This is a genomic window from Desulfatitalea alkaliphila, assembly GCF_022968795.1.
Taxonomy (GTDB): Bacteria; Desulfobacterota; Desulfobacteria; order Desulfobacterales; family Desulfosarcinaceae; genus Desulfatitalea; species Desulfatitalea alkaliphila.
On the sequence record NZ_JALJRB010000022.1, the window covers coordinates 65,420 to 76,281 of the forward strand.

Annotated in this window: 10 protein-coding genes; 7 read left to right on the forward strand and 3 right to left on the reverse strand. The window is 63.7% G+C overall.

All coding sequences use genetic code 11. The features are described 5' to 3' along the window. Positions 1 to 289: 289 nt before the first annotated feature. The 7 genes from MRX98_RS16740 to MRX98_RS16770 all read left to right on the forward strand — a co-directional run bounded on the left by MRX98_RS16740 (position 290) and on the right by MRX98_RS16770 (position 8,141). A complete protein-coding gene (locus MRX98_RS16740) occupies positions 290 to 865 on the forward strand; it encodes a nitrous oxide reductase accessory protein NosL (RefSeq protein ID WP_246912674.1) in 576 nt (191 codons plus the stop codon). Continuing rightward, on the forward strand, positions 862 to 1,137 hold the full coding sequence (locus tag MRX98_RS16745) for a hypothetical protein (RefSeq protein WP_246912685.1): 276 nt from the start codon (positions 862 to 864) through the stop codon (positions 1,135 to 1,137). The genes MRX98_RS16740 and MRX98_RS16745 overlap by 4 nt, the downstream gene beginning before the upstream one ends. Continuing rightward, positions 1,134 to 2,297 carry an ABC transporter permease family protein gene (locus MRX98_RS16750; protein WP_246912687.1) on the forward strand — a complete coding sequence of 388 codons (1,164 nt, stop codon included), beginning with the start codon at positions 1,134 to 1,136 and terminating at the stop codon, positions 2,295 to 2,297. The genes MRX98_RS16745 and MRX98_RS16750 overlap by 4 nt, the downstream gene beginning before the upstream one ends. Further along, on the forward strand, positions 2,288 to 2,995 hold the full coding sequence (locus MRX98_RS16755; RefSeq protein ID WP_246912704.1) for an ABC transporter ATP-binding protein: 708 nt from the start codon (positions 2,288 to 2,290) through the stop codon (positions 2,993 to 2,995). Before MRX98_RS16750 ends, MRX98_RS16755 begins: the two co-directional genes overlap by 10 nt. After that, on the forward strand, positions 2,992 to 4,014 hold the full coding sequence (locus MRX98_RS16760; protein WP_246912706.1) for a hypothetical protein: 1,023 nt from the start codon (positions 2,992 to 2,994) through the stop codon (positions 4,012 to 4,014). Before MRX98_RS16755 ends, MRX98_RS16760 begins: the two co-directional genes overlap by 4 nt. An 11-nt stretch (positions 4,015 to 4,025) precedes the next feature. Then, positions 4,026 to 4,958: an Lcl C-terminal domain-containing protein gene (locus MRX98_RS16765; protein WP_246912712.1), complete on the forward strand. Its 933-nt coding sequence runs from the start codon at positions 4,026 to 4,028 to the stop codon at positions 4,956 to 4,958. Positions 4,959 to 5,045: 87 nt separating this feature from the next. Beyond that, on the forward strand, positions 5,046 to 8,141 hold the full coding sequence (locus MRX98_RS16770) for a cache domain-containing protein (protein ID WP_246912714.1): 3,096 nt from the start codon (positions 5,046 to 5,048) through the stop codon (positions 8,139 to 8,141). A gap of 49 nt (positions 8,142 to 8,190) precedes the next feature. Here MRX98_RS16770 and MRX98_RS16775 read toward each other — a convergent pair whose 3' ends face one another. The 3 genes from MRX98_RS16775 to MRX98_RS16785 form a co-directional block, all read right to left on the reverse strand. Further along, positions 8,191 to 8,865 carry an MBL fold metallo-hydrolase gene (locus MRX98_RS16775; RefSeq protein WP_246912716.1) on the reverse strand — a complete coding sequence of 225 codons (675 nt, stop codon included), beginning with the start codon at positions 8,863 to 8,865 and terminating at the stop codon, positions 8,191 to 8,193. Positions 8,866 to 8,952: 87 nt separating this feature from the next. Continuing rightward, positions 8,953 to 9,501 carry a hypothetical protein gene (locus MRX98_RS16780; RefSeq protein ID WP_246912718.1) on the reverse strand — a complete coding sequence of 183 codons (549 nt, stop codon included), beginning with the start codon at positions 9,499 to 9,501 and terminating at the stop codon, positions 8,953 to 8,955. 49 nt (positions 9,502 to 9,550) lie between these two features. Beyond that, positions 9,551 to 10,600, reverse strand: coding sequence for a patatin-like phospholipase family protein (locus MRX98_RS16785; protein WP_246912726.1), 1,050 nt, complete (start codon positions 10,598 to 10,600; stop codon positions 9,551 to 9,553). Between the last annotated feature and the right edge of the window lie 262 nt (positions 10,601 to 10,862).

Here is a 10,862-nt window from a genome sequence, read left to right on the forward strand (position 1 = left end):
CCATGACGGATGGAAGACATTTGCACTTTCCTCCTTGCAGTTGGTGCTTTTGTAGCGGGAACCGACGCCGTGCGCTTTCAGCGGTAAGAAGACAAGCCGCGCTCCCGGGCAGCGCAAGCGCCCGCATTTTCCGGCAAGATTAGCAGAACGCCGGGCGGTTGCCAATGGGACCCGATCGGGTTGCCCTTGCGCGGCATGCCCTTGCTTGCAATTCCTCCCGAGACCTTCTAAATTGATGGTGAAGTGCTGCTGTTCGACCGCTCCCTATTCAGTCAGGAGGTGCCAAACAATGGGTTCGATCCAGAATCGCCGTATCCCGTCTATCGCGTTATGGTTGACGGTCGCTGTTTTCGGGTTGCTGCTGCTCAACGCCGAAGGGCTCATGGCCGGTGGCGGGCCGGCACCGGCGCAAGCGCCGATGGGCGAGATGCTGCGCATTGCGCCGGGCGACGGCGACCGCTGCCCGGTGTGCGCCATGTTCCCGGCGCGGCGCCCCGAGGCGGCCGCCGCCTTGACGCTGGAGGACGGCACGACCTTCTACTTCTGCAGCAATGGCTGTCTGCTGCGCGCCTGGCTGCGGCCGATGGCCTACCTGGGACGGCCGCAAACGGCCATCGACCGCCTCGGGGTGCTGGACTTCTTCTCCGGCGAAGCGGTGGACGCGCGCGGCGCTTTTTTCGTGGCCGGTTCGGAAGTGACCGGCCCCATGGGGCCGGCCATTGTGGCCCTCGGCCGGGAGGATCATGTGGCGGTCTTGCGCAAGCGTCATGGCGGGGAAACCGTCTTCACCCTGGAAGCGCTGGACGACGATCTGTGGCATGCGATCAGCCGACACCGGCTGCCGGCGGACGCCGCGGCGCAATGAGACGCGCCACCGTGGTCGCCGAACCCTTTCCCCCGGCCCCTTGCCGGGGGGCGCGGCGTCTGCTGACGGCTGCCCTGGTGGTGGTGCTCATGGCGCTGCTGATCATCACCGGCGCCACGCTGCGCCGTTCCCAGCAAACGCAGAAGTGGCCGGCCGCCTTCAGCCTCGTTACACCGGCCCTTTGGCCCGCCGGCACACCCCGGCGCCACCCGGAAACGGTCCACCCGGGGGTGGACTTGCGCTGGTGTGCCGGGCTGGAGTCAACACCATGAGCGGCGACGGCGGCCCTCGTTGGTCACCCCTGGCTGTTTGGGCGGCGCGGGAAGTGCAGCGCGAAGCCGGCCGTTCCTGCCTTTTGTTCGCCTTCCTGTTTCTTCTGGTGGCGATCATCGCCACGCCCATGTTGTTCAGTCACGCCCTGGCTGTGACTTGGACCCGCTGGATGGAGCAGACGCCCCATTTGGTCGTACGGCGCATCGATGCGGGCGGGTGGGCCCCCCTGCCCGCCGAAGCGGCGGTACATTATGCGCGCAAGGTGCCCGGCGCCCTTGACCCGACGCCCCGATTGTGGGGTGTGGCCACGGGTCCCGCGGGACCGGTGACGGTGGTGACGGCCCCCGCCGACCTTCCGGCCGAGGGACTGCCGGGGCAGCGGCCGCCGGCACCGGGCGAGGCGGTGGTGGGCCGGGCGGTGGCCGACGCCGCCGTCGACAATCATCTTGTCCTGGAACAGATGGACCGGGTCACCTTGGCGATCGTGGCCACTTTTCCGGACAACAGCGTCATGGTAACCCACGATCTGGTGTGGGTCGCGCCACCGGATGCCCGTCGGCTGCTCGGGATGTTGCCTGATCAGGCCAGCGACCTGGCCGTGCGCCTGTTCCGATCGGAATCGGCCTCAGCCGTTGCGGCTGATCTGGCAGCGGCATTCCCCTGGCCGGTGCGGATCATCGATCGTGACACCATGACCGAAGGGCTGCGCCGACGGGCCATGGGAAAAGGCGTGGCCGCCCTGATGCTGTCGCTGCCCGCCTTGCTGGCCTTTTTGTGGGTGATGACCGGCGCCGTGACGGGCCCTGCCGGTCGGTCCGCCTACTGGGGGGTGCTGTCGGCCATGGGGTGGACCACAGCGGACCTGGTGCGCTTGCAGGTTGCCAAGGCCCTGCTGGTGGGCATGCCGGCGTTGGCGGTGGGTCTGGCCGTGGCCTGCGGGGCGGTCTTTCATCCCATGGCGGCGGCCTGGACGGCCTTTCTGCTCATGGGCACACAACAACTGCCGGCCTTGGCCTTGGACGGCAGCGGTGCGGTGGTGATGCTGTTGCAGATTGCCGCCGTGGTGGGGCTGCCTTTTCTCGCCGCGGTCTTTTTGACCACTTTGCGCGGGGTGGAAGGGGCCGCCCGGTCGACCATGGAGGCCGGCCAATGGCACTGAATGCGGGATTGGCATGCCACGGGCTGCGCTTTGGCTGGCCCGGTGAACAGGGCGATGACCGGATATTGCTACAGGCGGTGACGGCGTGGTTTCAGCCGGGGCGCGTCAGCCTGGTCACCGGCGCCACCGGTGCCGGCAAGAGCACCTTGCTGCATTTGCTGGGCGGCCTGCTGCGCCCCGTGGCAGGGGAGGTGCGGGCCGAAGATCAGCCGGTTTCCCGCTGGCCGGCGCGGCATCGGGACCCTTGGCGACGCCGGGTGGGAATGGTGTTCCAACACCTGGCGCTGGTGCCCGATTTGAGCGTGGCGGAGAATCTGTTGCTGCCCCTGGTACCGCGCGGCATGAAGTGGTCGGCCATGCAGGCGGCCATCACCCGCCAATTGGAAGCGGTCGAACTTGGGCAATTGGCCGCCAAACCGGTCTATACCCTCTCCGGCGGGCAGCGCCAGCGTTTGGCCATCGCGCGGGCCCTGGTGGGCGCGCCCCGCTTCGTGCTGGCCGATGAACCCACCGCCTTTCAGGATGATCGTCAAGCGGCGCGCATATGCGCCCAAATGGGGGCGGTTGCCCGCACGGGGGTCGTGGTGGTGATCGGTTCCCACGACCCCCGCTTGCGCAATGCCTCCGAGGTGGATGACCGCTGGCATCTGGCGGCGGGACGCCTGACCGCCGTCGGGCCGCCGCAGGCAGCGCCGTGATCGCCCATCCGTTCACCTGGACCTTCTGGGCCGCCGTGGCCACCGGGCTCATCCTATACGGCGCCGGCGTTCGGTCGGCCCTGGCGGTGGCCTGGCACTGGTCGCCCGGGGCGGCCGACGGGGCCCAATTGCGCCGCGAACGAAACTGGGAGATGGCCTGCCTGCTGGGGCGTTGGGCCCTGGCGGGCTTGACCGGCGCGGCATTGCTTTGGCTGGTGGGCGTCGTCGCCGTCTGGCACGGCATGGTGCCCGGCGCCATGTGCGGCACCGGGGTGTTGCAAGCCATGGGCGGTCATGGCGTGCGGGCCATGGCCTTCTGGGCGATGGCGCTCCTGGCGCTCCATGGCTGGCGGGTGTTGGATCGCCTGGACAGCCACCATCCCGACGGTTTGCTGACTCCGACGGCCGCCCGGGTGCTGCTGCTCGCCGCGCCGCTGCTGGTGCCGGCTGTCATCCACTCCTGGCTGGCCCTGATGCACATCGATCCCGCCGCGCCGGTGAGCTGCTGCGCCGCGGTCTACGATCAAGTGCTGCGGCCCACGGGTACCGGCGCCATGGGCCGCGGCGGGGCGCTGGCCGCCGGCTGGCTGAGTTTGGCGGGCGGCGGGTTGTTGGCGGTGCTGGCCGGTTTGCAATGGCGTTGCGGCGGTAAGTGCTCAGGCGCCTTGCCGGCCGTCGTGGCCGCAGGGTGGGTCGTGGTCGCGGCGCCGGCTGTCAAACATCTCTGGTCCGCCTACTATTACCAGGTGCTGTCCCACCCCTGTCCGTGGTGTCTTTTTTTGCCGGACCATTATGGTGCCGGGTTCGCTGTTTACGGTGCCATGGCGGTGACGCTGACGGCCGGGGTGACCCTCTGGACGGCCGATCGCGTCCGTCGCCGGCACCCACTGCTGTCCGATGCCGCCACCACCCTTATGGTCCGCGCCGCACGACGCATGCTGTTGGCGCTGCTGCTGTTCATCCTTTTAACCGCCGGACCGGCCCTGGCCTGGAAACTGCGTACCGGCCTCTGGCTGTAGGAGCCTGAAGCATGTCGACCGCTTTTCATTTGTTGCAAACGGATCAAGTGCGCTGCTACGACGCCGACGGCCGCGATACGGCCTGCCGGGATGCGGGGCAGGACGCGGCCTTCGGCAAACATGAAGGTCTGTGGCAACCGCAACGGTTCGCCGTGCGGGGCGATGCCGTGCATGACCGCATCACGGGCGCGGTCTGGTGCCGCCAAGGCGATCTGGCGCACTTTCCCCTGACCTGGGAGGAGGCCCGGGACTTTGTGGCCCGAATGCGCGCCCGCCGCGTGGATGGATTGGACACCTGGCAACTGCCGTCGCGCCGCCTGCTCTTCTCGCTGCTCAGCCACCAGTCGGTCAACCCGGCCTTGCCGGCCGGTCATCCCTTTCGGCAGGTCTTCAACGGCTACTACTGGAGCGACGACACTTGTCAGCGACTTCCCGACCAAGCCTGGTACGTGCATTTGGGGGGCGGACGCGTCCATCGCGGCATGAAGCACGGCAGCTACATGGTGTGGCCGGTGGCGGCGCCTTCCGCGGTCCCCTTGCCCGCCGAGGACCGTTTCGTGGTGACCGGTCGCTGCGCACGGGACCGGCACACCGGCCTGATGTGGCCCCTGGGGGCCGACCGGACCGGCAAGCCGGTGGATTGGCCTGGCGCACTGGCGGCGGTGTCGCGCTGCAACCGGGAGCGGGTCGCCGGGTTCGACGATTGGCGGCTGCCCAATATCCGGGAACTGGAAAGCCTGGTGGACCTCGGCGCCCACGATCCCGCCCTTGCGCCGGAGCACCCCTTTGCATCGGTGCGGGAGGGGTACTGGTCTTCCACCACCAGCGTCTATGAACCCCGCTACGCCTGGGTGCTGTACCTCCAGGACGGCGGGGTCGGCGTGGGGTTCAAGCCCCAAAGCGATTTTCATGTCTGGCCGGTGCGGGGACCTGTCGCGGGCTAATGTTTTCGCCGTGGTTGCCGATAAAACATGCGATGGTTTGCGCGTGCCAAGAGGACGTATCGGAAATCGTAGCCGGATTGAAGACCTATGCCCTTTTTCAGTACCCTGCGTTTGAAATACAAGCTGATCCTGGCCTTCTTGTTGATTTTGGTCCCGCTGACGGTCATCGTGGGCTATGTGCTGCATGTGCATGCCCAACGCACCTTGACTAAGGTCATTGAGCAATCCTTGCGGGACAATGCGGACAACTTGGTGCAAATGGTGGACACCACGGCCCGGGTGGCGATCCGCAACCACCTGCGGGCCGTGGCCGAGCAGAATCTGGAGATGCTCACCCGCTATTGGGAAGCCTATCAGCGGAACCCCGTTGATCGCGCCGCGGCCATCCAGGCCGCCCGCCGCTTGTTGGCCAATCAACGCATCGGCGAGACCGGATACATCTATTGCATCAACAGCCAGGGCGATATTCTGTATCATCCCCACAAGGCGTTGGAAGGCGATAACGTCAGTGCGTTTCCATTCATTCGCGAACAGCTCGGCAGGCGGGAGGGGTACCTGGAGTACGAGTGGCGCAATCCCGGTGAGGCCGCGCCGCGCGCCAAGGTCCTCTACATGGTGTACTTCGAACCGTTGGACTGGATCCTCTCGGTCAGCGCCTATCGCGAGGAGTTCAATCACCTGGTGCATCTGGATGATTTTCGGGACAATGTGCTCTCCTTGCGCTTCGGGGTCAGCGGACAGGCGTTTGTGCTGGGCAGCGGCGGTCGCTTGCTCATTCATTCCCACAGCAACGGGAGCCGGACCATCGACAGCCTGATTGAAGCGGTGGATCCCCCGATCGCGGACCTGGTGGAACTGGGGGCGCTGGTCCGGGCCGGTGGGGGCACCCTGACCTATCGGTTCAAGGATCCGGATACGGGGGAAACCACCCATAAAATCGCATACATGGACCACCTTCCCGATTTCGACTGGTACGTGGGCACCTCCCACTCCCTGGACGATATCCACTCCCCGTTGCGCAATATGCGTCGGATCATCGTGTTGACCGCCTTGGGCATGGTGCTGATCGCCGCCTTGGTGGCCACCCGGTTTTCCAATTACATCAACACCCACATCGACGGTTTGATCGTGGCTTTCAAAGGGGGCGCCAGCGGCTTCTTCAAGGAGCGCCTGCCGATCCGCACCAAGGACGAACTGGGCACGCTGGCCCATTACTTCAACCTCTTCATGGAACGGCTGGAAGGGTATCAGCGAAATTTGCTGGAGGAAATCGACAAACGGCGCGAAGCGCAAAACGCCGTCTATGCCAGCGAGCAACGCATCAAGAACCTGGTGCGCAATGCCCCCCTGGTGCTGTGGGCCATCGACGGGGAAGGCCGGTTGACCTTTTACGAAGGCGCGCTGCCGTTGACCATCAACCAGGGTGAAGAGCCGTTGTTGGGTTACCCCTTGAACGTCTATTGGTCGGAGTGGGAAGAGGTGCCGGCCCATATCGCGGCGGCCCTGGCCGGCGGATCGGGGATGGCGTTGATCGAGCGGGATACCTATGCCCTGGAGATTTACTACAATCCGCTCTATGACGATGAGCATCTCCTCGAAGGGGCCGTGGGGGTGGTGATCGATGTCACTTCCCGCCGCAAGGCCGAGCGCGAGCGCGATCTGTCCGAACAGCAGCGGCAAAAGCTGGTCATGGCGGTGGAACAGGCGGCCGAGATTGTGATCATCACCGACCGGCAAGGCATCATCGAGTATGTCAATCCGGCCTTCGAGAAAATCAGCGGCTACAACAGTGCCGAAGTGCTGGGACGAAAACCCGCCCTATTGAAGAGCGGGCACCACGATCTCGGCTTTTACGAGACCTTGTGGCAAACCATCAGCGCCGGCCGCGTCTGGTCGGGCCGTTTCGTCAACAAGCGCAAGGACGGCAGCCTGTACCACGAAGACGCCACCATTGCGCCGATCGTCGACGACAGTGGCAGCATCGTGAACTATGTGGCCTCCAAGCGGGACGTGAGCGCCGAAATCGTCCTGGAACAGCAACTTCAGCGCTCCGAGCGCATGAAGGCCCTCGGCACGCTGGCCAGAGGCATCGCCCACGATTTCAACAACATGCTGGCGGGCATCATGGGTTATACCGAGGTGTGCCTCTATGAAGCGCCCAAGGAGAGCCGGATGCACCAGCGGTTGGAAAAGATGATGCAGGCCTGCCTGCGCGCCAAAGAATTGATCGGCCACATCCAGGCCTTCAGCCGTCAGCAGGCCGTGGCGCCCATTGCCGTCCAGCCCGCTCCCTTGGTCAATGAAGCCATCAAGCTGGTGCGGGTCTCCTTTCCGCGCACCATCGCGTTCAAGTCCGACATTCAGCCGGTGGGCGCCATCCGGGCCGTGCCCGCCGAACTGCACCAGGTGGTCATGAATCTGTGCACCAACGCCTGTCAGGCCATGCAACCCGAAGGCGGTACCTTGACCATCACTCTGCGCCGCGAAACGGTGGACGCGGACAGCGCCCGACACTTGCCGGATGTCGCACCGGGTCCCTACGTGCAGTTGATCGTCAGCGACACCGGCAACGGCATCCCGGCCGACCGCCTCGAACGCATCTTCGATCCCTATTTCACGACCAAAACAGAAGGCCAGGGGTCGGGTGTCGGGCTTTCCGTGGTCCACGGCATCGTGCGCAAAATGGGCGGCACGATCACGGTGGAGAGCACGCCGGGTGCGGGCACCACCTTCATCGTCCGGCTGCCCGATATGGCAAAGGATGTCGAAGCGGCCGCGCAAAGATTGCCCGACGCAGGGATCGGGCGTGCGGGACCGGCGGTGCTGGTGGTGGACGGTGAAGCGGATGCGCTGGCATCCATGAAGGAGATGCTCGAAAGCCTGGGCTGTCGCGTGACGGTCAGCAACAACGCCGACACGGCCCTGCAGCGCGTTCGAAACAATCCCCGCGCCTACGATCTGCTCATCACCGATTTTGTGCTTCCCAACAGCGACGGCGGCCAGCTCGCCACGCGCATGCGGGAACTGCGACCCGACTTGCCCATCCTCATCAGCACCGGTTTCAGCGACAAGGAGCGTATTGAAGTGCTGGACCGCGGGAACCGCTTCGACTGGATCCACAAGCCCATCATCCGCGCCGAGCTGGCCGCAAAGGTGCGGGCCGGAATTGCCCAAGCTGATTGAGTTTGTTGTGTTCATTGCGTTTATTGGGTTTTTGGAGTTTGTTGGGTTGTTAGATGTAGTTGAACCACGTTTGTTCGACCTGCTGGAAGTTGGTTTTGATGGCTGCGGCGCCCGAGAGGACTTGGCCGTGGCCGGAGAGCAGCCACTCGGCGTCCATTTCGGACATGCGGCGGATGCTCTGTTTGAGCTGATTGCCGTCGCCGCCGGGCAGATCGGTGCGTCCCAAACCGCCATTGAATACCAGGTCGCCGACGATCAAGGCCTTGTGCTCGGGCCAATAAAGCGTCACGCCCCCGGGTGAATGGCCCGGCGTGTGATGGACGATCAAGGCCAGATCGCCCACTTGCAACGGGCCTTCATCCAGAAAAAAATCGGGCTCGAAGTCTTCCAGCGCAACCCCCATGGTGGCCTTCAAATAGGGGGCCATGGACTGAACCAGGGCCCATTCCGCCGCGTGCAGGGCCAATAGCGGTGGTGAGGCGCGCCCGGTCAACAAACGTGCCGCCTCCATGTGGTCCGGGTGGGCGTGGGTGCAGATCACCAGATCGATATTCTCGGGCGTCAAATCGATTCGCTCCAGTCCGCGGCGCACATGATCGAAGTAGGCCGCATGGCCCGGATCGACCAAAATGGTCTTCTCCGCCGACCGCAGCAAATAGCTGTTACAGTTGTTCACATTGGGCGTGTCCCAAATAAACGCATGCAATCCAGACGCAAGTTCCATCACATTCAAACTCCCTTCAAAAAAAATGAATCCATCCTCCAACGCAACCAACCACCAAACCCAATCAACCCAACAAACTCAAAACACTCATTGAGACGATGCCTCTTGGTTTTGCGCGCGGTGCAACATCTCCTTGATGCGGGTACGGGTGCGGTTTTCAAGGCGGTCCCTTTGGTCGCGGAATTGTTGGTCTTTTTCGGTGTTGGACAGCACCGCCGCTCCTGAAATGGCGTGTTGTTGCGACAGCATCCGCGCCGACCGCGCCATGGCCTCCACTTCGATGGCGTGGCCTTGGTTGCGATGCTCGGTCAGCAGCGTTTCCAAATCGGAGACGACCTGTGGGACAAGGGCTGCCAACAGATCCAGCCAGCGTCGGTTGTCCCCTGACGGGTCGATGCGTTCGCCGACGGCTTGGACGATCGAGCCGGGATCGTGGATGCGGTATTCCGATTCCAACGCATCACGTTCTTGCTGAAAGCTTTTCGGATTCAAGGCTTGGTCGGCATACTGCTGCAGCAGACCCTGCAGTCGCTTTTCAAATGCTTCTTTCTGCTGCGCCGCTTTCTCTTCCTCGGAGAGGGAGAGGTCGCGCGTGCGCTCCATCACCAGGTCCAGGGTGCTTTTGATTTCAGCCATGGTGTTGATGCCTCCGTTCTTGCTGTTTGAATGACCGTCTGCAAAGGCGCTATGCCGACATGTCGGTAGCAGCTTCCAGGCCTGACGAGGTCGGAAAACCTGGCGGCATTTCCAGAAGTGCCTTGATGTCTTCCATCTTCTCTTCCATGCCGATGTAACCCTCTTCGATGGCCAGTTGCACCTGGTCGAAATCCATCATTTTGAGAGTGCCCAGGCGGGGCTGCACCAGCACGTCGGGGGGATCCACCGCCAAATTGATGCGGGTGATGCGCTCTTGCATGATATTGATCGAGGTCATGACGGTATCGATGATGTCGGGAATGTCCGATTCCCTGCCCAACAGCGCGTTGATGCGCTGCTTGAAGCCGTTTTCCGCAGAGGCGTAATAATTGGTGAGTTTGAGCAACAGCTCGCTTTGGAAGCGTGAGGGCTTTTCAGCGGTTGTGGCGGGTGCTTCCGCGGCGGCCTTGCGCATGCGACGCGAGGCGATGCCGCTGTTGAGATCCACGGCGATCACCACGTCGGCCTCCGTGGCGCGGGCCACACCCACCGGTACGGGATCCAGAATGCCGCCGTCCACCAGCCAACGGTTCTTGACGCGGGCCGGGGCGAACAGGCCCGGCACGCTCATGGTGGCCCTCAGGGCGGGCAACAGATGGCCCGATTTCAACACCACTTTTTCGCCTCTTTGCAAATCGGTGGCCACCATGGTGACTGGAATGTGCAGTTCGGAAAAACGCTCCACATCAGTGTGCATGCGGAACAGTTCGGCCAGTTTCTTGGTCCCGTTCAGCAGCCCGGAACGGGGAAAGACCACATCGAAGTAGGAGAATACTTTCTTGCCGTCCATGCTCAGGACGAACTCTTTGAGGCTTTGCAGGCTGCCGCAGGCGTAAAGCGCGCCCACGTAGGAGCCGATGCTGCAACCGGAGATGTAATCGATGGGAATGCCGTGCGCCTCCAGCGCTTCGATGGCACCGATGTGGGCCCATCCGCGGGAGGAGCCGCTGCCGAGTACCAAGGCAACGGTTTTGCGGGTTCCCGGTTTGGGCGGGTGTTCCGTCGCATTGCCGGCCGGCGGCGATGTGTCGCTTTTCATGGATGCCTCGCTGGGTTCAAGCGTTGGCCCCTGTTGGCTGCGCTCCTGAATCAGGGGGTTCGACGATGTTCGCCGTATACCACTATTTGTTGGCATGGCCGTTGTAAAAGCACAAGTCTTTTCGGGCGCCCGCCCAGTCCTTCCCTCAGTGTGGCAAAGCCTGTTCCCGCAATGCACGAGCACGGCGCGCTTGCGAACCGCCCGGAGCCTCCAACCGCCCATAATCGACAGCATTCCTTGCATTAAACTTTGAACTTTAAAC